This is a genomic window from Streptomyces sp. NPDC054770 (assembly GCF_053611985.1).
The window spans coordinates 1-22,457 of record NZ_JBSHBL010000109.1 but is presented as its reverse complement, the minus strand read 5'-3'; the positions used below and the strand labels follow the sequence as shown (position 1 = coordinate 22,457).

Genomic DNA, 22,457 nt, shown 5'->3' with positions numbered 1-22,457 from the left:
TGTCGGCTCGACCGACGGAAACGGCCCCTCCACCTGCGGCGATTCGCAGGCCAAGGGGCCGTGACATCCAGCGGCTACATCAGCGAGCGGCGGAGTCGGACCGATCGGCTCCCAGCTCCCGAATCCGAGCCGGCTGCCGAAGCAGGTGGTCGAGCTGGCCCACCGCCGCGATCACGTCCGGGTCCAGGGCATCAGCGTAGATGTCCATCGTCGTGGCGATCCGACTGTGCCGGAGAACGGCCTTCACGATCCTGGGGTGGACCTTGAGATGCACCAGGAGCGTGCCGCAGGACTTCCGCAGCCCCTTCGGGTTCATCCTGCCGAGTCCCTCATCCTTGATCACGCGCTGCATGGTCAGGTAGAGGTTCGAGGCCAGGAGCGGGTGTCCCGTCCGCGAGATGAACACGTGCCCGTCCGGATCTTCGAACCACACGGGCGCCCCATGCTCAGCGCACGCTCACGAAGCATCGCCGTCCGCATCCGGGTCCAGCGCAAGGGTGCGATGCACTGAGCCGGCAGCGGCAGCGGCAACGGCGCCTTCGACGTGTCGGTCTTCAGCTCCAGGTCGATCGTGCCGGCGCTCGACCGCTGCCGTTGCTGCTCGACCCAGAGGACCCGGTTGTCGAGATCGATGTTCTCCCACCGCAGCCCGCACACCTCAGCCCGGCGCAGACCGAGCAGGCACAGCAGCAGGAACGCCGGGTAGTACACGGTCAGCCGGCGAGGCCGCAGTATGGGATTCGGCTGTAGCTCTTGGATCTTCCTCCGCACCGCGCCGGTTCTGCGCTAAGTCACTCGACAGCGGCTGCACCCTGTCCCCTCATGGCTGCGTCTTTGCTGCCAGGGCACCACGGAGGCTTGACCAGCGCCAAGACCCGTATTGGCCATGAGCTGTTACAGGTTTCTCTGCCTCATCAAGCCGGCTGCGCTCCGCTCACGTGGACTGTGCCGGGTCATGAGTCGATCACCGTAGAAGGCAGCCACGGTCAGAGCCAGCCTCCGGCGGGGGCGCTCAGGCTCCGAGATGGCGGGGGCACCGTTCGCGAGTGCCGGCGGACAGTGGCGCGCTCCACCTGGACGCCATGAACCACGCCCGCTCCACGGTGTCTGGGCCGACGGCAGACGGGATGGGAGCTGGGAGAGCGGTGGGTTGTTGTGGGGCGCTGTGCTGCGGCGGAGGGTGAAGTGCTGGGTTCACCGGCCGCCCCTGGTCTCGATATGGACCCTCGTCAGCGCAAACAGGATCAGGAGGTCGAGTGTCATCGCAGGGATGGCCCACAACGGGTAGTACGGAACGAACATGAACTGGGTGATCAGGCTGATCCCTGCCACCGCTACACCGGCCACGCGCCCCCAGCTCTGGTCTGTCAGGACTCCAAGGCCGGTGATGACAAGTGCCACTCCGATCACAAGGTGAATCCAGCCCCAAGCGGTCAGGTCGAACCGGTAGGCGTACCGGGACGCGGCGAACAGGGTGTCCTGCGCGATGCCGGACGCGCCCATAAGAATGCTGAGGGGCCCGCTGAGCAGCATCATGATCCCTGCGAACGAGGAGGCGTCATTGATCGTTTCGCCGCTGCCGGGCTTTCCGGGGCCTCTCCGTGTCCTGTCCGGCACCGTTGTCATGGCAGCACCCTTCCTGTACAGCGCGGTCACCCACGCACACTGCCCGTGCGAGGCCAGCCACGCTCCACCTGACAGCATCACCGCAATCCTTCGGCACCGCGACTGCAACCCTCGTCGCCATCACGGCGTTGCCGGAGGCGCCGCGAAGGGTGCCCCAGTACCCCTGTTGAGGCGCGTGAGCGCCGATCAGGCCACTGGTGGCTGGCGGTGTGCCGTCACGGCCCAGCTTGGGCTGCGCTGCATGCTCGCCAGCCGAGCTGACATCCGTCACTGACATCAACGCCGACGGACGGGGGCAGACAGTGACGGCCCCCAGCGGCTAGGGTCACTGGCCGGTGAGCCTGGTCACCTGCGCAACCTTCACTGTTATGAGAATGGGATGATGTCGTTTATGAAGGGACGAGTCCTTGTCGTCGACGACGACACCGCACTGGCCGAGATGCTCGGCATCGTGCTGCGTGGTGAAGGTTTTGAGCCGTCTTTCGTAGCCGACGGCGACAAGGCGCTGGCTGCTTTCCGTGAGACCAAGCCCGACCTGGTGCTCCTGGACCTGATGCTGCCCGGTCGGGACGGTATCGAGGTGTGCCGTCTGATCAGGGCGGAGTCCGGGGTACCGATCGTGATGCTCACGGCGAAGAGCGACACCGTCGACGTGGTCGTGGGCCTGGAGTCGGGCGCGGACGACTACATCGTGAAGCCGTTCAAGCCGAAGGAGCTGGTGGCCCGGATCCGGGCCAGGCTGCGGAGGTCGGAGGAGCCGGCGCCCGAGCAGCTCGCCATAGGTGACCTGGTCATCGACGTGGCCGGGCACTCGGTGAAGCGGGACGGGCAGTCGATCGCGCTGACCCCGCTGGAGTTCGACCTGCTGGTCGCGCTCGCCCGCAAGCCGTGGCAGGTGTTCACGCGTGAGGTGCTCCTGGAGCAGGTCTGGGGCTACCGGCACGCGGCGGACACCCGCCTTGTCAATGTTCACGTCCAGCGGTTGCGCTCCAAGGTCGAGAAGGACCCGGAGCGGCCGGAGATCGTGGTGACCGTCCGTGGTGTCGGATACAAGGCGGGACCCAGCTGACATGTCCGGGGACAGTGCCGCTTCGGCCCCCGGTCGGTCCGGGGACCGTCCGGAGCGGCCTGTCGGCGGGAAACGGCTGGGCAAGCGCTGGCGCCTGCTCTTCGAGGGCGGACTGCTCCAGGGCGGGGTCCAGGGCAGTCCGGTGCTGCGCCTGTTCATGCGCTGGGTGCGGCGGCCGTTGCTGCCGGTCATGCGGCTGTGGCGACGCAACATCCAGCTCAAGGTCGTCGTCACGACCCTGCTGATGTCGCTGGGCGTCGTGCTGCTGCTCGGCTTCGTCGTCATCGGGCAGGTGCGCAACGGCCTGCTGGACGCCAAGGTGAAGGCCTCGCAGAGCCAGGCCACCGGTGGTTTCGCGGTGGCCAAGCAGAAGGCCGACGAGGCCGCGACCGGCACCGATGACACCGCCGGGACGGCGGACGGACGGCAGTCGCAGAACCTCACCTCGTGGATGAGCGACCTCGTGTATTCCCTGTCCAGCGGTGGCCAGGGCGCCTTCGAGGTGGTGACGCTGCCCGCGGGCGACAACAACGGCGGCGGCGGTCGCGGGCCGCGCGCCTCCGGTCAGCTCGACCCGACGGCATCCGTGCCCGACGACCTGCGCACCCGGATCAACGACAGCACGACCGCCGCGCAGAGTTACACGCGGATCATCTACACGGACGACAAGGAGTCACAGCCCGCTCTGGTCATCGGCAAGCAGGTCAACGACCCGAACAACGACCCGTACGAGCTGTACTACCTCTTCCCGCTCACCCAGGAGGAGAAGTCCCTCAGCCTGGTGAAGGGCACGCTGGCGACCGCCGGGCTGTTCGTCGTCGTACTCCTCGGAGCCATCGCCTGGCTCGTGGTGCGCCAGGTCGTCACGCCCGTGCGGATGGCGGCCGGGATCGCCGAGCGGCTGTCGGCGGGGCGGCTCCAGGAGCGGATGAAGGTCACCGGCGAGGACGACATCGCGCGGCTCGGCGAGGCCTTCAACAAGATGGCGCAGAACCTCCAGCTGAAGATCCAGCAGCTGGAGGACCTGTCGCGGATGCAGCGCCGTTTCGTGTCCGACGTCTCGCACGAACTGCGGACGCCGCTGACGACCGTGCGGATGGCCGCGGACGTCATCCACGAGGCACGCGAGGACTTCGACCCGGTGACCGCGCGGTCCGCGGAACTCCTCGCCGACCAGCTGGACCGGTTCGAGTCGCTGCTGGCCGACCTGCTGGAGATCAGCCGCTTCGACGCGGGCGCGGCGGCGCTGGAGGCCGAGCCGATAGACCTCAGGGAGGTCGTACGGCGGGTGGTCAGCGGGGCCGCGCCGCTCGCGGACCGCAAGGGCACGCACATACGCGTGGTCGGCGATCTGCAACCCGTGGTGGCCGAGGCGGACGCCCGGCGGGTGGAGCGGGTGCTGCGCAACCTCGTCGTCAACGCCGTGGAGCACGGCGAGGGCAAGGACGTCGTCGTCAAGCTGGCGGCGGCCGGCGGCGCGGTCGCGGTCGCGGTGCGCGACTACGGCGTCGGGCTCAAGCCCGGCGAGGCGACCCGGGTCTTCAGCCGCTTCTGGCGGGCGGACCCGGCACGCGCGCGTACCACCGGCGGTACGGGCCTGGGACTGTCGATCGCCCTGGAGGACGCGCGGCTGCACGGCGGCTGGTTGCAGGCGTGGGGGGAACCCGGCGGCGGCTCGCAGTTCCGGCTGACGCTCCCCAGGACGGCGGACGAGCCGCTGCGGGGCTCGCCGATACCCCTGGAGCCCAAGGACTCCCGGCGCAACCGGGGGGTCGACGGCGCCGGGCTGCCGGGTGGCGGCGAGGACAAACGGGCGACGGTACCGGTGCAGCCAGGCGGCCAGGCGTCGCCGCTCGCACCGATGCAGCAGCGGATGGCCACCGTGGCTCCCACGGCCGATCCGACCGCGCTGCCGGGCAACGGCGCACGCGTGGTGCCCCGCCCGGCCCAGGGCGCACGGCGTCAGGAGGGCACGCCCGAGACCGGTCAGGCCGGCGGGGCGGACGAGTCGAACAAGCCAGGGGAGGCATTTCGTGGGCGCTGACCGCGAGGGGGGCGCTCGGCGCAGACCGGCGCGCGCGGTGGCGTACGCCGCCTGTGGAGTCGTACTGCTGGCGGGCTGTGCCTCCATGCCGGACAGCGGCGACCTGCGGGACGTCGAGTCCACGCCGCGCCAGGACACGCAGGTGCGGGTGTTCGCCATACCGCCGCAGCAGGACGCCACGTCCACAGAGATAGTGCAGGGCTTCCTGGAGGCCCTGACCAGTGACGATCCGAACTACGACACGGCGCGCAAGTATCTGACCAAGGGCGCCGCGAAGACCTGGCAGCCGGAGTCGCAGGCCATGGTGCTGGCGGACGGGCCGAGCATCCAGACGGACGCGCGTCCGGCGAGCCGGGAGGGCACCGACGGCATCACCTTCACGCTCCAGGGCAGCCGGGTGGCCACCCTCGACGCGCAGCAGGCGTACACGCCCGCGGACGGGACCTACCGCAGGACGGTCCATCTGACCAAGGACGCCAAGAGCAGGCAGTGGCGGATCGACTCACTGCCGCAGGGTGTCGTGATGGGCAAGTCCGACTTCGAGCGCAACTACACGTCCGTCGACAAGTACTACTTCGCCTCGGACACGTCGGCCGAGGAGACCGGGCAGCCGGTGGTGGTCGCCGATCCCGTCTTCGTGCGCAGCGGCGTGGACCCGACGACCCAGCTGGTGCGTTCGCTGCTGAACGGCCCCACCACCTGGCTCGGCCCGGTGGTCCGGTCGAGTTTCCCGACCGGTACGGCGCTGAAGAAGGGCGTGTCCGGGCTGACCCCGGACGACCAGAACCGGATCACGGTGCCGCTGAATGTGAAGGCGTCCCGGATCGGTTCGGCGATGTGCAACGAGATGGCGACCCAGTTGCTCTTCACGCTGCGGAACCTGACGCCCACCGTGGACTCGGTCGCGTTGCAGTCCGCCGGCGGCGCCCACATGTGCGACACCGACGAGGAGGGGGCCGAGGCCACCGCCTGGCGCGCCTCCGCCAAGCACCCCGACTACCTGTACTTCCTCGACGGCAAGCACCGGCTGGTGCGGATGACGACCGGCGGCACCGGCACCAGCGCGGTCGCCGTACCGGGCCCGTTCGGCGCGGGCACCAAGCCGCTGCGGTCGGTGGCGGTCGCCCGCGACGAGCGGACCGCGGCCGGGGTCAGCAGCGACGACAGGTCGCTGTACGTCGCCTCGCTCGCGTCGGACGGTTCGCTGGGCAACGCCGTGCTGACCAGTCACGGTGCGACCGAGCACGACCGGCTGACCGCACCGAGCTGGGACGCCCGCGGTGACCTGTGGGTGGCCGACCGGGATCCAGCCAAGCCGCAGCTGTACATGCTGGCGCAGGGCGTGGGCCAGCCGCTGGCCGTGCAGATCCCGGAACTGAACGGCCGTATCGAGGGCGTTCGGGTCGCCGCGGACGGGGTGCGGATCGCGCTCGTCGTCGAGAAGGGCGGCAAGCAGTCGCTGCTCGTCGGGCGGATCGAGCGCACCAAGTCCGACGACCAGCAGGAGGTTTCGGTCCTCGAACTGCGCTCCGCGACCCCCGGATCCGAGGAGGTCACCGCGATGTCCTGGGCCGGCGACAGCCGGCTCGTGGTGGTTGGGCGCGAGCAGGGCGGCGTGCAGCAGACGCGGTACGTCCAGGTCGACGGCTCCACACCGGACGGGCCGGCGCCCGCGGCGCTCACGGGCGTCCTGGCGATCGCCGCGTCCGAGGACGAGCGGGTGCCGCTGGTGGCCGACTCGCAGGACGACGGGATCGTCCGGCTGCCGTCCGGGGACCAGTGGCAGAAGGTGGTCAAGGACGGGTCGGTGCCGGTCTATCCGGGCTGAGCCCCGAGCCGTGGGTGAGCGGCCGTCCCGGTCCGGCGTCGAGCCGACGGGACGGCCGTTTTCCGTGTCAAGACAGGGATCCCTCACCCGTGTGGGTGACGTGCTGTGCGTGTCGCGCAGAGTTGTCCACAGGCGGTTGTCCACAGGGGTGGCCGGTCCGGCCGGTCATTGGCACAGTGGGCACATGCGGGGGTGGTGGCAGGATCTCACCGACCTGGTGCTACCGGCCGAGTGCGGAGGCTGTGGGACGCCTCGCACGGTGCTCTGTGCCGAGTGCCGTGCCGCCCTGAGCGGGGCCGTACCGCGCCGGGTGCGACCGGTGCCGGAGCCGCCCGGGCTGCCGGCGGTGTACGCGGCGGCGCCTTACACGGACGAGGTACGGGCGGCTCTGCTCGCCCACAAGGAGCGCGGTGCGCTGGCGCTCGCCGGTGCGCTGGGCGCGGCGCTGGCGGGAGCGGTGCGGGCCGGGCTCCGGGACGGCCGGACCGTGCGGATCGTCGCCTCGTGGAGCGGTACGGCGAGGGGCGCCGGCCCGGCAGGGCCCGTGCTGCTCGTCCCGGTGCCGTCCGCGCCGTGGGCCGTGCGGGCGCGGGGACATGATCCGGTGCGCCGGATCGCCCTCGCGGCGGCCGCGGAGCTGCGGCGTGCCGGGGGCTCGGCCCGGGTGGCCCCGGTGCTGCGGCACAGGCGGGCCGTGGCCGATCAGTCGGGGCTCAACTCCCGGCAGCGGTTCGCGAATCTCGCGGGTGCGCTGGAGGTGACGGCGGACGGTGCCCGGCTGCTCGCCGGGGGCCGGGTCGTCCTCGTCGACGACCTCGTCACCACGGGCGCCACCCTTGCGGAGGCGGCTCGTGCGGTACGGGAGGCGACGGCGTCCCCGGGGGCAGGAGAGGGGACAACGGCCGTGTATCGGCGCGCGGCTTGGGAAGGAAGGGAGGAACGGAAGACCGGACCAGCGGAAGAGCGAGCGAAGTGGACACGGGAGGCAGTGGGAATGGCCGAGGTGAACGGCCTCGCAGGGCTGGTCCGTGCGGCTGTGGTCGCCGCCGCACCGGATTCTTTCGAAATGAACCGGAACTGACCGTGAACGTACATCGTTGCAGGTAGTGACGGGGCCAATTCACCTGAATGGAGGTACGCATCAGTAGAGGGTGACGACATCCGTCCGGGCGAGATATGTTCGGTTGTGAGGGAGAAAGCCGCAGGCCATGTCTCTCCTATCCGAATGCCGTGCCGCGCGTTTTCCGTAATCATCGCGGTGCTGGGGTGCAGATCTTGCCCATGGGGGAGGAGGAGGTGAAGTCGCCGAGTCCGTGGCTCCGGGGTTCACCGGAGCCGGGTGCAAAAGGGAGATGCTCCGCAGTGCAGCGGAGCGATCCGGGAACGGAGTTCTGCGTGGACATCGTCGTCAAGGGCCGCAAGACCGAGGTGCCCGAGCGGTTCCGCAAGCACGTGGCCGAGAAGCTGAAGCTGGAGAAGATCCAGAAGCTCGACGGCAAGGTGATCAGCCTCGACGTCGAGGTGTCCAAGGAGCCCAACCCCCGACAGGCCGACCGTTGCGACCGAGTGGAGATCACGCTCCGCTCCCGCGGTCCGGTGATCCGGGCGGAGGCAGCGGCCAGTGACCCGTACGCGGCACTCGACCTGGCGGCGGAGAAGCTGGACGCGCGGCTGCGCAAGCAGCACGACAAGCGGTTCTCGCGCCGTGGCGCACGGCGGATCTCGGCCGCCGAGGTCCCCGACCACGTCCCGGGCGCGGCGACGCTCAACGGGAACGGCCACCCCGTCCACGAGGACGAGCCCGACGGCGTGCCCACCAAGAAGATGGGCTCCCTGGAGGTGAAGGGCGAAGGCCCCCTGATCGTCCGCGAGAAGACCCACGTCGCCTCCCCGATGAGCCTCGACCAGGCCCTCTACGAGATGGAACTGGTCGGACACGACTTCTACCTGTTCGTCGACTCCGAGACCAAGGAGCCGAGTGTCGTCTACCGGCGGCACGCGTACGACTACGGCGTCATCCACCTCAGCACGGACCCGATGGTTGCCCAGGCGCAACCCCCCGCGGCAGGAGGCACGCTGGGCGGCTGACCCGCCCGGCCGGCAGCTGAGCCGGTGCCCCTGGAAGCGCCGTGTGCGCCCCCAGGGGCACCGGTGTGCGACCACTTGACGCCCCGCTCTGTCACCCCGTTGTCGTCCGGGCATGGAATCATGGCCGTAACGGCCCAACCGGTGGGCCGCTGCCTTGGGTTGGCGGATGGCACAGCACCACAGGCCACAGCCTTCAGGGGGAGGAACGATGGCGGACAGCTTCGGACCGATGCAGGACGGTGATGCCGACGGCGGCGTCGTCGGCATGGGCCCGGACGCGGACGGTACTCCACGCAAGGAACCGATCAGAGTCCTTGTCGTCGACGACCATGCCCTCTTCCGCCGCGGACTGGAGATCGTGCTCGCCGCAGAGGAGGACATCCAGGTCGTCGGGGAGGCGGGCGACGGCGCGGAGGCCGTCGACAAGGCCGCCGATCTGCTGCCCGACATCGTGCTGATGGACGTCCGGATGCCCAAGCGCGGCGGCATCGAGGCCTGCACCTCCATCAAGGAGGTCGCGCCCAGCGCGAAGATCATCATGCTGACGATCAGCGACGAAGAGGCCGATCTCTACGACGCGATCAAGGCGGGCGCGACCGGATACCTCCTCAAGGAGATCTCCACCGACGAGGTGGCCACCGCCATTCGCGCGGTGGCCGACGGACAGTCGCAGATCAGCCCGTCCATGGCGTCGAAACTCCTCACCGAGTTCAAGTCGATGATCCAGCGCACCGACGAGCGCCGGCTGGTCCCGGCGCCGCGGCTCACCGACCGTGAACTCGAAGTGCTCAAGCTGGTCGCCACGGGGATGAACAACCGCGACATCGCGAAGGAGTTGTTCATCTCCGAGAACACCGTGAAGAACCATGTGCGCAACATCCTGGAGAAGCTGCAACTGCACTCCAGGATGGAGGCGGTGGTCTACGCGATGCGGGAGAAGATCCTCGAGATCCGCTGAGAGCGTCGGAGTCGGCGTCGGCGGCGGCGTCACCGTCGGCGCCGGTCAGCGCAGCGCGGCGATCAGGGCGCGGGTCACCTCCTTGAGGAGCGGCTCGCGCAGCTCGGGGGCGTCCACGCGCTCCACGCGCACCGTCGTGCAGTCCACCCAGCTCGCCGCCTCGACCAGCGCCTCCGCCACCGCCGGGACCGCCTTCGGGCCGTCCAGCGTGACCTGGCGGGCCACCAGGATGCCGCCCGCCTCGCGCGCCGGGTCCACCCGGCCCACGAGCCGGCCGCCGGCCAGTACCGGCATCGCGTAGTAGCCGTGCACCCGCTTCGGCTTCGGGACGTACGCCTCCAGGCGGTGGGTGAAGCCGAAGATCCGCTCCGTGCGTGCCCGGTCCCAGATCAGGGAGTCGAACGGGGAGAGCAGCGTCGTACGGTGCCGGCCGCGCGGGGGCGCCGCCAGGGCCGCCGGGTCCGCCCAGGCGGGCTTCCCCCAGCCCTCCACCTCCACCGGGACCAGACCCGAGTCGGCGATCACCGCGTCGACCTGCTCGCCCTTGAGCCGGTGGTAGTCGGCGATGTCCGCGCGCGTGCCGACGCCCAGCGACTGCCCGGCCAGCCCGACCAGGCGGCGCAGGCACTCGGTGTCGTCCAGCTCGTCGTGCAGCAGCTCGCCCGGGACCGCGCGCTCGGCCAGGTCGTACACCCGCTTCCAGCCGCGCCGCTCGACGCACACCACCTCGCCGTACATCAGCGCGCGCTCCACGGCGACCTTGGTGCCGGACCAGTCCCACCACTCGCTGGTCTTCTTCGCGCCGCCCAACTCCGTCGCGGTCAGTGGGCCTTCGCTGCGCAGCTGCTTGATGACCTGGTCGTAGGCGCCCTCGGGAAGGTCGTGGCTCCAGTGCGGGCGGTCGCGGTAGGCACGGCGGCGGAAGGCGAAGTGCGGCCACTCCTCGATGGGGAGGATGCAGGCCGCGTGCGACCAGTACTCGAAGGCGTGCGGCCGTGCCGGAGAGACGCCGGGAGCTCCTGCCTGCCAGTAGGCGGCCTCGACCGTCCGGCGGCCGACACGGCCCAGGCGGGCGTACGGAATGAGCTCGTGGGAACGGGCGAGGACCGAGATGGTGTCGAGCTGGACCGCGCCGAGGTGGCGGAGCACGCCCCGGACGCCGGAACGGCGGTCGGGGGCGCCGAGGAAGCCCTGTGCCTTCAGCGCGATACGACGGGCTTCGTCCGCCGAGAGGGCGGCGGCGGGGCGCGGGAGGGTCGTCATGGGTCGGACGATAGAGGGCGCCACTGACAGTCCGGCACGAGCTGGGGATTCAGCCCCGCGAGGGAGCCGGCAGGTAGGGCGCCGCCGACGGCAGACCCAGGTCCGAGGGGAGCAGGGAACCCACCCAGCAGTCGCGTCGTACGCCCTTGTTGTTGAGGGAGGAGCGGAGGGTGCCCTCGACGGTGAAGCCGGCGCGCTCCGCGACCGCGCGGGAGGCGTGGTTGCCGACCTCGGCCCGCCACTCGACCCGGTCGATCGCCATCCGCGTGAACGCCCAGCGGGCGGCCGCGACGGTGGCCTCGGCGGTGTAGCCGTGGCCGCGGTGCTCCTTGGCGGTCCAGAAACCCACCTCGGCCGTCCCCAGCGAGCGCATGGTCAGGGCGAGCATCCCGGCGAGACCCCCGGTCGGCAGGAAGACGCCGAAGGTGAACATCGAGCCCTCGGTCCAGCCGTCGGGGACCATCTGCTCCGTGAAACTCCGGGCGTGCTCGGCGAGGTACGGCGAAGGAATCGTCGTCCAGCGCTGGATGTCGGGATCCTGGACGGCCGCGTACACCGCGTCGGTGTCCTGCGGGCCGACCGCGCGCAGCAGCAGACGAGGGGTGGTGAGCGTGACGGGTTCCATCGGCCGATTCTGCTCGCCCCGGTGTCCGGTACGCCACAGATTTCGCTCTCCGTGAGCACGCGATCACATTTCGCGCAATTCCTGGCCCCGGCGCGGCACTATCCGCGGGCCCCGGCCGTTGTCCCCCATGAAGCGGCAAATCCCAGCGACACCACCCGGCATCACCCATCAGTCCTCTGGAACAGTGACACGAAGCGGGCTCACAGGGCCCTCGGGAAAGCGACGGACGGCCGTTGCGCCGCCCAGGCCTCCCGACGTGGCCGGGTCCTCGCATACGATGGCCGTTGCTCAGTACGTCAAATGGAAACCGACCCTCCCAGGCCCGACCGGCAAGGAGACAAACCCCCGTGTCCGTCCTCTCGAAGATCATGCGTGCAGGCGAAGGCAAGATCCTGCGCAAGCTGCACCGCATCGCGGACCAGGTCAACTCCATCGAAGAGGACTTCGTCGACCTCTCCGACGCCGAGCTGCGGGCCCTCACCGATGAGTACAAGCAGCGCTACGCCGACGGAGAGAGCCTCGACGACCTGCTCCCCGAGGCGTTCGCCACCGTCCGCGAGGCCGCCAAGCGCGCCCTCGGCCAGCGTCACTACGACGTGCAGATCATGGGTGGCGCGGCCCTCCACCTCGGCTACGTGGCCGAGATGAAGACCGGTGAGGGCAAGACGCTCGTCGGCACCCTGCCCGCGTATCTCAACGCGCTGTCGGGCAAGGGCGTCCACCTCATCACGGTCAACGACTACCTGGCCGAGCGCGACTCCGAGATGATGGGCCGCGTCCACAAGTTCCTGGGCCTCAGCGTCGGCTGCATCCTCGCCAACATGACGCCGGCCCAGCGCCGCGAGCAGTACGCGTGCGACATCACGTACGGCACGAACAACGAGTTCGGCTTCGACTACCTGCGCGACAACATGGCGTGGGCCCAGGACGAGCTCGTCCAGCGCGGCCACAACTTCGCCATCGTCGACGAGGTCGACTCCATCCTGGTCGACGAGGCCCGTACGCCGCTGATCATCTCCGGCCCGGCCGACCAGGCCACCAAGTGGTACGGCGACTTCGCCAAGCTGGTCCTGCGCCTGAAGAAGGGCGAGGCCGGCAACCCGCTCAAGGGCATCGAGGAGACCGGCGACTACGAGGTCGACGAGAAGAAGCGCACGGTCGCCATCCACGAGTCCGGTGTCTCCAAGGTCGAGGACTGGCTGGGTATCGACAACCTCTACGAGTCGGTGAACACCCCTCTGGTGGGCTACCTGAACAACGCCATCAAGGCGAAGGAGCTCTTCAAGAAGGACAAGGACTACGTCGTCATGGACGGCGAAGTCATGATCGTCGACGAGCACACCGGCCGTATCCTCGCCGGCCGCCGCTACAACGAGGGCATGCACCAGGCGATCGAGGCGAAGGAAGGGGTGGACATCAAGGACGAGAACCAGACCCTCGCCACGATCACCCTCCAGAACTTCTTCCGCCTCTACAAGCGCCACGACCACAGCGACAAGGAACAGCCCGGCCTGTCCGGCATGACCGGTACGGCCATGACCGAGGCCGCCGAGTTCCACCAGATCTACAAGCTCGGCGTGGTCCCGATCCCGACGAACCGGCCGATGGTCCGCAAGGACCAGTCGGACCTGATCTACCGCACCGAGGTCGCCAAGTTCGAGGCGGTCGTCGACGACATCGCGGAGAAGCACGAGAAGGGCCAGCCGATCCTGGTCGGCACGACCTCCGTCGAGAAGTCGGAGTACCTCTCGCAGCAGCTCTCCAAGCGCGGCATCCAGCACGAGGTGCTCAACGCGAAGCACCACGAGCGCGAGGCGTCGATCGTCGCCCAGGCCGGCCGCAAGGGTGCCGTGACGGTGGCCACCAACATGGCCGGCCGTGGTACGGACATCAAGCTCGGCGGCAACCCCGAGGACCTCGCGGAGGCGGAGCTGCGCCAGCGCGGCCTCGACCCCGAGGAGCACATCGAGGAGTGGGCGCAGGCGCTGCCCGCCGCCCTGGAGAAGGCCGAGCAGGCGGTGAAGGCGGAGTTCGAGGAGGTCAAGGACCTCGGCGGGCTCTACGTCCTCGGTACCGAGCGGCACGAGTCGCGCCGGATCGACAACCAGCTGCGCGGTCGTTCCGGCCGTCAGGGCGACCCCGGCGAGTCCCGTTTCTACCTCTCCCTCGGTGACGACCTGATGCGCCTGTTCAAGGCCCAGATGGTCGAGCGCGTGATGTCCATGGCGAACGTGCCGGACGACGTGCCGATCGAGAACAAGATGGTCACCCGCGCGATCGCGTCCGCGCAGTCGCAGGTCGAGCAGCAGAACTTCGAGACCCGTAAGAACGTCCTGAAGTACGACGAGGTGCTCAACCGGCAGCGCGAGGTCATCTACGGCGAGCGCCGCCGCGTCCTGGAGGGCGAGGACCTCCAGGAGCAGATCCAGCACTTCATGGACGACACGATCGACGCGTACGTCGGCGCGGAGACCGCCGAGGGCTTCCCGGAGGACTGGGACCTGGACCGCCTGTGGGGCGCCTTCAAGCAGCTCTACCCGGTGAAGGTCACGGTCGACGAGCTGGAGGATGCGGCCGGCGACCGCGCGGGTCTGACCGCCGAGTACATCTCCGAGTCCATCAAGGACGACATCCACGAGCAGTACGAGTCGCGCGAGACGCAGCTCGGCTCCGAGATCATGCGTGAGCTGGAGCGCCGGGTCGTGCTGTCGGTCCTGGACCGCAAGTGGCGTGAGCACCTCTACGAGATGGACTACCTCCAGGAGGGCATCGGCCTGCGCGCGATGGCCCAGAAGGACCCGCTGGTCGAGTACCAGCGCGAGGGCTTCGACATGTTCACCGCGATGATGGACGGCATCAAGGAGGAGTCCGTCGGCTACCTGTTCAACCTGGAGGTCCAGGTCGAGCAGCAGGTCGAGGAGGTCCCGGTCGAGGACACCGAGGCTGCGGAGGGCGTCCAGGACGCGGTTCCGGCCCAGGCGGGTTCCCGTCCCGAGATCCGCGCCAAGGGCCTGGAGGCGCCGCAGCGGCGGGGCATGCACTTCTCCGCGGCCACCGTGGACGGCGAGGGCGGCATCGTCGAGGGCGACTTCGACTACGACGACGAGGAGCCGGCCCGCTCCGAGGCCGACGGCCTGACCCGTGCGGAGCGCCGCAAGCAGGCGAAGAGCCGCCGCGGCCGCAGGAAGTAACCCCCGGCACCAGCGCGTGCTCAGCGAGGGCCGGTCACCCCGGAGAGGGGGGCCGGCCCTTCGGCTTGGGGTGGTTACGGCGGGAGGGGGCCGCAGGCGTGTCCGGCCGTCAGTCGTCGTGCGGTGCGCGTGGGCCGCCCATCTCCACGGCCGTGCAGCGCCAGCGCAGGTCCGCGCCCTGTTCCAGGCGGAAGGCCATCGCGCGCAGCCGGTCGCCCGTGGCGATGCGGGCGAAGACCTCCAGGGCGCCGGCGCGCGGGACGTAGTAGCCGATGTCGCGGACGACGGGGTCGGTGCCGCGGGTGTGCAGGGGGCCGTGTTCGGCGAGCCGGGCCAGATCGTCGTAGGCGTGCCCGGCGGTGTGGCGGAGCATCCAGTGGACGGGGCGGCGGCCGCTCAGGACGGCCAGCAGACGCTCCGCGAACAGGTCGGTGGGGCGTGGGCTCGGCGGAGCCGCCGGAGGCGTGAGCGGCCTGCGGGAGGCGGGGACGCCGGGGCGGCGGGAGTCACGGCGGCCGGGCGGCCGGGTGCCCGGGCGGAGCTGGGCGGTCCGGGTCATGACCTTGTTCATGGGGGATCCCCGTTCGGCGGGCCCGGCGGGTACCGGGCGGTAACTTTCGGTTACGGATCTTGTACGGGGGCCGGGCGGCGGCAGCAAGGCGGCGGCGGTCCGTGCCGGGGTCCGGAAATGTTCACCTATCCGAGTGGTCGCGGGTGCGGGAAACCCGCCGGGCAGGCGGCGGCACCGGGTGAATCACGGGGCGCCGGGTGGACGCCCCCGACCCCACCACCCGGGACTCGAAAGGGGACGCCCGCACGTATCCTGAAGGCCCGCCAGGAGGCGCCAGAGCCTCCGCGGGACACCGAGTCGAAGAAGTCCGGAAGAGAGCGGCCAGCCATGCGCGTCTACGTCCCCCTGACCCTCCCCGGGCTTGCCGAGGCGCACCGGACGGGCGAGCTGGGGACCGGTCCCTTCGCCGCCTACGCCGTCACGCCGGCGCTGCGCGAGTGGTACCTCTCCGACGACATGGAGGAACTGGAGTACGCCGCGCTCAACCGGGCCGCGCTGGCCTCCCTGCGGCTGCTGGCAGCCGACCCGGACGCGATGCGGCGCCGGGTCGTGGTCGCCGTGGACGTCCCCGACGGCACGGCGGCGGCCGACCCGGACCGCGGGCTCGACCCGGCGGCGCTGGGCGAGGTCCGGGTGACCGGGACGGTGGCGCTGGCCAGGGCGGCCTCGGTGCACGTCGACTCCGACGACGCGGAGGAGGACGTGACGGCGGCGGCCGGGGCGCTGAAGGCGGCGGACGGCGGGGACGACGACGCGCAGTTCGTCGTGGACGGGGCCGAGGACCACGAACTGCTCTGGTACGCCACGCAGGAGATCCCGAACCTGGTCGGGTTCGGCGGCTGAGCCGGGCCGGCGAGGGCCGGTCGGGGCCGGTCGGGCGGCTGTGACCTGCGGTGATGTGCCGGTGGTCTTGATTGTCAGTGGTGGCGGGTAGCGTTTTTGGCATGGGGAAGCACGAAAGCGCACACATTGTCTGGGACTGGAACGGGACGCTGTTCCACGACAACGACGCGATCATCGGGGCGACGAACGCGGCCTCGGCCGAGCTGGGCCTGGCGCCGATCACGCTGGAGCAGTACCGGGCGCTGTACTGCGTACCGGTGCCGAAGTTCTACGAGCGGCTGATGGGGCGGCTTCCGACGGAGGCGGAGTGGGTGGTCATGGACGAGATCTTCCACCGCTACTACGCCGAGCACCGGGGCCGGTGCGGGCTGACCGAGGGGGCGGCGGAGCTGCTGGCCGGGTGGCGGTCGGCGGGGCGCAGCCAGTCGCTGCTGAGCATGTACGTGCACGACGAACTGGTTCCGCTGGTGCGGGGGTTCGGCATCGAGCCGCACTTCGTACGGGTGGAGGGGCGGACCGGGCCGTCGGGGGGCAGCAAGGCCGAGCACATGGTGCGGCATCTGCGGCAGCTGGCGGATGTGAAGCCCGGGCGGACCGTGGTGATCGGGGACGCGGCGGATGACGCGGTGGCGGCGCATGCGGTGGGCGCGAAGGCGGTGCTGTACACCGGGGGGTCACACGGGAGAGCGAGTCTTGAGGAGGCCGGGGTGCCGGTCGTGGACTCGCTGGCGGAGGCGGTCGAGGAGGCGGAGCGACTGGTGGCGTGAGCCGGTGCCGGTGGGCCGGGGGTGGGGTCGCTTACCGGCGCTTGCAGGGTGCCGCTGCGCCCACCCGTGCCGCCCTGCGGCACGCCTGCCCGCAGCTATGACGTGCCCCGTAAGGGGCGCGGGGAACTGCGCGATCAGCCCCCACCCGCCCGCGCTGTCAAGACCTATCCTCAGCCACCCTCAGCCCCCATGTAGGCCAGGCCAGCGCGGCGTCCCTGTGCAGAACGTCAAAGTTCCACCCCCTCTTTTGTACACATACGGCTCATGACGGCCCCCCGGTAGGGAGCGATAGCCTTGGTGGCGTGATCAGCGCGATAGTTCGCGGGGGCATCGGTGCCCCTGCCCTGCGCCCGGTTTGCACGGAGCACCTCCGTGACCGGGCGGCGGTCGCTGGTCTTCCCGGGCGGAGGGGGCCGCTGGCGGCCCTGGCAGGAGCGCTGCCGAGAGCAGCATCACACCTGCCGAGCAGCTCAAATATGGCTCAATACCCCCCGCTCGTCTCCCCATGCGGCATAGCGTCGAAGCAGACCGGAGAACCCGGCCGTGGCGTCGAGCCGCAGTGGGAAGAGCCCGTACTTCCTTCTACGTCACGCAATGGCGCGCGACAGGAGCCAGAGGACCATGCAGACCAAGCTGGACGAAGCCAAGGCCGAGCTGCTCGATCGGGCCGCCCGGGTAGCTGAGAACAGCCCGGCCGGGGGGCACCTACCGACTGGGACGACGGGAGAGGCGGACCATGAGTCCGTCTTCGCGTTCCTCCAGCGCTACTACCTGCACACCGCACCGGAGGACCTCGCCGACCGCGACCCGGTCGACGTCTTCGGCGCCGCCGTCTCGCACTACCGTCTCGCCGAGACCCGTCCGCAGGGCACCGCGAACGTCCGGGTCCACACCCCGACCGTCGAGGAGAACGGGTGGACCTGCAGCCACACCGTGGTGGAGGTCGTCACCGACGACATGCCCTTCCTCGTGGACTCGGTCACCAATGAGCTGACCCGGCAGGGGCGCGGCATCCACGTCGTGATCCACCCCCAGTTCGTCGTCCGCCGCGACCTCACCGGCAAGCTGATCGAGGTGCTGCCCACCCCGCCCGCCGACGAGGACCTGCCGCACGACACGCACGTCGAGTCCTGGATCCACGTCGAGATCGACCGGGAGACCGACCGCGCCGACCTCAAGCAGATCACCGCCGACCTGCTCCGGGTGCTCTCCGACGTCCGTGAGGCCGTCGAGGACTGGGAGAAGATGCGGGAGGGCGCGGTCCGCGTCGCCGAGGAACTCGGCGAGGAGCCGGTGCCCGCCGACCTGCCGCGTCCCGAGGTCGAGGAGGCCCGCGAGCTGCTGCGCTGGCTGGCCGCCGACCACTTCACCTTCCTCGGCTTCCGCGAGTACCAGCTGCGCGGGGACGACTCGCTCGCCGCCGTGCCCGGCACCGGCCTCGGCATCCTGCGCTCCGACCCGCAGCACGCCGGCGAGGAGGGCCACCCGGTCAGCCCCTCCTTCGAGCGGCTCCCTGCCGACGCGCGCGCCAAGGCCCGCGAGCACAAGCTCCTCGTCCTGACCAAGGCGAACAGCCGGGCGACCGTGCACCGGCCGTCGTACCTGGACTACGTCGGCGTCAAGAAGTTCGACGCGGACGGCAACGTGGTGGGTGAGCGGCGCTTCCTGGGACTGTTCTCGTCCGCCGCCTACACCGAGTCGGTGCGCCGGGTGCCGGTCGTCCGCCGCAAGGTCGACGCCGTGCTGGAGCGGGCGGGCTTCTCGCCCAACAGCCACGACGGCCGCGACCTGATGCAGATCATGGAGACCTACCCGCGCGACGAGATGTTCCAGACCCCGGTCCCGGAGCTGGAGTCGATCGTCACGAGCGTGCTCTACCTCCAGGAGCGCCGCCGGCTGCGGCTGTACCTGCGCCAGGACGAATACGGCCGTTACTACTCGGCCCTCGTCTACCTCCCGCGCGACCGCTACACCACCGGCGTCCGGCTGAGGATCATCGACATCCTGAAGGAGGAGCTCGGCGGCACCAGCGTCGACTTCACGGCCTGGAACACCGAGTCGATCCTCTCCCGGCTGCACTTCGTCGTCCGCGTCCCGCAGGGCACCGAGCTGCCCGAGCTGTCCGACGCCGACAAGGACCGCATCGAGGCCCGGCTGGTCGAGGCGGCCCGCTCCTGGGCCGACGGCTTCGCCGAGGCGCTCAACGCCGAGTGCGGCGAGGAGCGTGCGGCCGAGCTGCTGCGCCGTTACACGAACTCCTTCCCCGAGGGCTACAAGGCCGACCACACCCCGCGCGCGGCGGTCGCCGACCTGGTCCACCTGGAGCGGCTCACCGAGGAGCCGGGCAACGACTTCGCGCTCAGTCTCTACGAGCCGGTGGGCGCGGCCCCCGGCGAGCGCCGGTTCAAGATCTACCGCAAGGGCGCGGCGATCTCCCTGTCGGCGGTGCTGCCGGTCCTCAACCGGCTGGGCGTCGAGGTGATCGACGAGCGGCCGTACGAACTGCGCTGCACGGACCGGACGACCGCGTGGATCTACGACTTCGGGCTGCGCATGCCGAAGGTGCCCGGCGGCGGCAACGGCGACTACCTGGGCGACGACGGCCGGGAGCGTTTCCAGGACGCGTTCGCGGCGACCTGGACCGGCCTGGCGGAGAACGACGGCTTCAACGCGCTGGTGCTGAGCGCCGGGCTGAGCTGGCGGCAGGCGATGGTGCTGCGGGCGTACGCCAAGTACCTGCGGCAGGCCGCCTCCACGTTCAGCCAGGACTACATGGAGACCACGCTCCGCAACAACGTCCACACCACCCGGCTGCTCGTCTCCCTGTTCGAGGCGCGGATGTCGCCGGACCGGCAGAAGGCCGGCCTGGAGATCACCGACGCCCTCCTCGAAGAGCTGGACGCGGCCCTGGACCAGGTGGCGAGCCTCGACGAGGACCGCATCCTGCGCTCCTTCCTGACCGTCATCAAGGCGACGCTGCGCACCAACTTCTTCCAGGAGACGGTCGACGGCACACCGCACGCCTACGTCTCCATGAAGTTCGACCCGCAGGCCATCCCCGACCTCCCGGCGCCTCGCCCGGCGTTCGAGATCTGGGTGTACTCGCCGCGCGTCGAGGGTGTGCACCTGCGCTTCGGCAAGGTCGCGCGCGGCGGTCTGCGCTGGTCCGACCGGCGTGAGGACTTCCGCACCGAGATCCTCGGCCTGGTCAAGGCGCAGATGGTGAAGAACACCGTCATCGTGCCGGTCGGCGCCAAGGGCGGCTTCGTCGCCAAGCAGCTGCCCGACCCGGGCGTGGACCGCGACGCGTGGCTGGCCGAGGGCATCGCCAGCTACAAGACGTTCATCTCGGCGCTGCTCGACATCACCGACAACATGGTGGCCGGCGACGTCGTGCCCCCGCAGGACGTGGTCCGGCACGACGAGGACGACACCTACCTGGTGGTCGCGGCCGACAAGGGCACGGCGACGTTCTCCGACATCGCCAACGAGGTGGCCGGCAGCTACAACTTCTGGCTCGGCGACGCCTTCGCCTCCGGCGGCAGCGCCGGCTACGACCACAAGGGCATGGGCATCACCGCGCGCGGCGCCTGGGAGTCCGTGAAGCGGCACTTCCGGGAGCTGGGCGTCGACACCCAGACCGAGGACTTCACGGTCGTCGGCATCGGTGACATGTCCGGTGACGTGTTCGGCAACGGCATGCTGCTGTCCGAGCACATCCGCCTGGTCGCCGCCTTCGACCACCGGCACATCTTCATCGACCCGAACCCGGACGCGGCCACCGGCTACGCCGAGCGCCGCCGCCTGTTCGACCTGCCCCGCTCCAGCTGGGGCGACTACAACACCGACCTGCTCTCACAGGGCGGCGGGATCTTCCCGCGCAGCGCCAAGGCCATCCCGGTCAACGGCCACATCCGCGAGGCCCTCGGCATCGAGGACAAGGTCACCAAGCTGACCCCGGCCGAGCTGATGAAGGCGATCCTGAAGGCCCAGGTCGACCTGTTGTGGAACGGCGGCATCGGCACCTACGTCAAGGCGTCGACCGAGTCCAACGCGGACGTCGGCGACAAGGCCAACGACGCCATCCGCGTCGACGGTGCCGACCTGCGCGTCAAGGTCGTCGGCGAGGGCGGCAACCTGGGCCTGACCCAGCTCGGCCGGATCGAGTTCGCCCGCCAGGGCGGCAAGATCAACACCGATGCCATCGACAACAGCGCCGGCGTGGACACCTCCGACCACGAGGTGAACATCAAGATCCTGCTCAACGGCGTGGTCGCGGACGGCGACATGACGGTCAAGCAGCGCAACAAGCTGCTCGCCGAGATGACCGACGAGGTCGGCGCCCTGGTGCTGCGCAACAACTACGCGCAGAACGTGGCGATCGCCAACGCCCTCGCCCAGTCCGGGGACATGCTCCACGCCCAGCAGCGGTTCATCCGCCACCTGGTCAGGGAAGGCCATCTCGACCGGGCTCTCGAGTTCCTGCCCACCGACCGCCAGATCCGCGAGCGCATCGGCACCGGCCAGGGCCTGACCGGCCCGGAGACGGCCGTCCTGCTGGCGTACACGAAGATCACGGTCGCCGACGAGCTGCTGGCCACCACGCTGCCGGACGACCCGTATCTGAGCAGCCTGCTGCACGCCTACTTCCCGACGGCCCTGCGCGAGCGGTTCGCCGCCGCGCTCGCCACCCATCCGCTGCGCCGCGAGATCACCACCACGGTCCTGGTCAACGACACCGTCAACACCGGTGGCACGACCTACCTGCACCGGCTGCGCGAGGAGACCGGGGCCTCCCTGGAGGAGATCGTCCGGGCGCAGACCGCGGCCCGCGCGATCTTCCGCTCGGCCCCGGTGTGGGACGCGGTCGAGGAGCTGGACAACAAGGTCGACGCGGCCGTCCAGACCCGGATCCGGCTGCACTCCCGCCGCCTGGTGGAGCGCGGCACCCGCTGGCTGCTCAACAACCGGCCGCAGCCGCTCCAGTTGCTGGAGACCGTCGACTTCTTCTCCGAGCGGGTCGAGCAGGTCTGGCAGCAGCTGCCGAAGCTGCTGCGCGGCGCGGACCTGGAGTGGTACCAGCACGTGTACGACGAGCTGTCCGGCTCGGGTGTGCCCGGCGAGGTCGCCACCCGGGTGGCCGGGTTCTCCTCGGCCTTCCCGGCGCTGGACATCGTCTCGGTGGCCGACCGCACGGGCAAGGAGCCGCTGGAGGTCGCCGAGGTCTACTACGACCTCGCCGACCGGCTCGGCGTCACCCAGCTGATGGACCGCATCATCGAGCTCCCGCGCGCCGACCGCTGGCAGTCGATGGCCCGCGCGTCCATCCGCGAGGACCTGTACGCGGCCCACGCGCTGCTCACCGCCGACGTGCTCGCCGCGGGCAACGGCACGTCGACGCCCGAGCAGCGCTACCAGGCCTGGGAGCAGAAGAACACCGCGATCCTGGGCCGGGCCCGGACCACCCTGGAGGAGATCCGCAGCTCGGACTCCTTCGACCTGGCCAACCTCTCGGTGGCCATGCGGACGATGCGGACGCTGCTGCGCACGCACTCGTAGTCGTAGTCGTACGACAGGAGAGGCG

The 22,457-nt window shown here is 70.1% G+C and carries 16 protein-coding genes; 10 read left to right on the top strand and 6 right to left on the bottom strand.

Annotated elements, in window-relative coordinates:
- Window positions 1-79: 79 nt before the first annotated feature.
- The 3 genes from ACWGKQ_RS47270 to ACWGKQ_RS47260 all read right to left on the bottom strand — a co-directional run bounded on the left by ACWGKQ_RS47270 (window position 80) and on the right by ACWGKQ_RS47260 (window position 1,656).
- The gene (locus tag ACWGKQ_RS47270) at window positions 80-406 is read right to left on the bottom strand and encodes a tyrosine-type recombinase/integrase (RefSeq protein WP_453298298.1); all 327 of its coding nucleotides are present in this window, start codon (window positions 404-406) and stop codon (window positions 80-82) included.
- Complete coding sequence (locus tag ACWGKQ_RS47265) at window positions 355-711, bottom strand: tyrosine-type recombinase/integrase (protein WP_453298297.1); 357 nt, start codon at window positions 709-711, stop codon at window positions 355-357. Before ACWGKQ_RS47265 ends, ACWGKQ_RS47270 begins: the two co-directional genes overlap by 52 nt.
- Before the next feature lie 483 nt (window positions 712-1,194).
- Window positions 1,195-1,656 carry a DUF7144 family membrane protein gene (locus tag ACWGKQ_RS47260; protein WP_453298296.1) on the bottom strand — a complete coding sequence of 154 codons (462 nt, stop codon included), beginning with the start codon at window positions 1,654-1,656 and terminating at the stop codon, window positions 1,195-1,197.
- Between the two features lie 349 nt (window positions 1,657-2,005).
- On the opposite strand from ACWGKQ_RS47260, the gene mtrA reads away from it, so the two are divergent.
- The 6 genes from mtrA (at window position 2,006) to ACWGKQ_RS47230 (ending at window position 9,613) form a co-directional block, all read left to right on the top strand.
- Window positions 2,006-2,695: a two-component system response regulator MtrA gene (mtrA, locus tag ACWGKQ_RS47255; protein ID WP_015659998.1), complete on the top strand. Its 690-nt coding sequence runs from the start codon at window positions 2,006-2,008 to the stop codon at window positions 2,693-2,695.
- 1 nt (window position 2,696) lies between these two features.
- A complete protein-coding gene (gene mtrB / locus ACWGKQ_RS47250) occupies window positions 2,697-4,739 on the top strand; it encodes an MtrAB system histidine kinase MtrB (RefSeq protein ID WP_453298295.1) in 2,043 nt (680 codons plus the stop codon).
- Complete coding sequence (locus ACWGKQ_RS47245; protein ID WP_453298294.1) at window positions 4,729-6,567, top strand: LpqB family beta-propeller domain-containing protein; 1,839 nt, start codon at window positions 4,729-4,731, stop codon at window positions 6,565-6,567. The genes mtrB and ACWGKQ_RS47245 overlap by 11 nt, the downstream gene beginning before the upstream one ends.
- 184 nt (window positions 6,568-6,751) lie before the next feature.
- A complete protein-coding gene (locus ACWGKQ_RS47240; protein ID WP_453298293.1) occupies window positions 6,752-7,648 on the top strand; it encodes a ComF family protein in 897 nt (298 codons plus the stop codon).
- A gap of 314 nt (window positions 7,649-7,962) precedes the next feature.
- The gene (gene hpf / locus ACWGKQ_RS47235) at window positions 7,963-8,655 is read left to right on the top strand and encodes a ribosome hibernation-promoting factor, HPF/YfiA family (protein ID WP_453298292.1); all 693 of its coding nucleotides are present in this window, start codon (window positions 7,963-7,965) and stop codon (window positions 8,653-8,655) included.
- Window positions 8,656-8,863: 208 nt separating this feature from the next.
- A complete protein-coding gene (locus ACWGKQ_RS47230) occupies window positions 8,864-9,613 on the top strand; it encodes a response regulator (RefSeq protein ID WP_453298291.1) in 750 nt (249 codons plus the stop codon).
- 45 nt (window positions 9,614-9,658) lie between these two features.
- Here ACWGKQ_RS47230 and ACWGKQ_RS47225 read toward each other — a convergent pair whose 3' ends face one another.
- A complete protein-coding gene (locus ACWGKQ_RS47225) occupies window positions 9,659-10,876 on the bottom strand; it encodes a winged helix-turn-helix domain-containing protein (RefSeq protein WP_453298290.1) in 1,218 nt (405 codons plus the stop codon).
- A 49-nt stretch (window positions 10,877-10,925) separates the two neighbouring features.
- On the bottom strand, window positions 10,926-11,501 hold the full coding sequence (locus tag ACWGKQ_RS47220; protein WP_453298289.1) for a GNAT family N-acetyltransferase: 576 nt from the start codon (window positions 11,499-11,501) through the stop codon (window positions 10,926-10,928).
- A 347-nt stretch (window positions 11,502-11,848) separates the two neighbouring features.
- Between ACWGKQ_RS47220 and secA the strand changes: the two genes are divergently transcribed.
- Complete coding sequence (gene secA, locus ACWGKQ_RS47215) at window positions 11,849-14,692, top strand: preprotein translocase subunit SecA (RefSeq protein WP_453298288.1); 2,844 nt, start codon at window positions 11,849-11,851, stop codon at window positions 14,690-14,692.
- Between the two features lie 109 nt (window positions 14,693-14,801).
- On the opposite strand, the gene ACWGKQ_RS47210 is transcribed toward secA, so the two are convergent.
- Window positions 14,802-15,263, bottom strand: a complete 462-nt coding sequence (locus ACWGKQ_RS47210; RefSeq protein WP_453298287.1) for an Rv3235 family protein — start codon at window positions 15,261-15,263, stop codon at window positions 14,802-14,804.
- A gap of 327 nt (window positions 15,264-15,590) precedes the next feature.
- Between ACWGKQ_RS47210 and ACWGKQ_RS47205 the strand changes: the two genes are divergently transcribed.
- The 3 genes from ACWGKQ_RS47205 to ACWGKQ_RS47195 all read left to right on the top strand — a co-directional run bounded on the left by ACWGKQ_RS47205 (window position 15,591) and on the right by ACWGKQ_RS47195 (window position 22,432).
- On the top strand, window positions 15,591-16,106 hold the full coding sequence (locus ACWGKQ_RS47205) for a DUF6912 family protein (RefSeq protein ID WP_453298286.1): 516 nt from the start codon (window positions 15,591-15,593) through the stop codon (window positions 16,104-16,106).
- Between the two features lie 101 nt (window positions 16,107-16,207).
- Window positions 16,208-16,873: an HAD family hydrolase gene (locus ACWGKQ_RS47200; RefSeq protein WP_453298285.1), complete on the top strand. Its 666-nt coding sequence runs from the start codon at window positions 16,208-16,210 to the stop codon at window positions 16,871-16,873.
- Between the two features lie 621 nt (window positions 16,874-17,494).
- Window positions 17,495-22,432 (top strand): NAD-glutamate dehydrogenase, encoded by a 4,938-nt coding sequence (locus ACWGKQ_RS47195; RefSeq protein ID WP_453298284.1) that lies wholly within the window; start codon window positions 17,495-17,497, stop codon window positions 22,430-22,432.
- The last annotated feature ends 25 nt before the right edge of the window (window positions 22,433-22,457 follow it).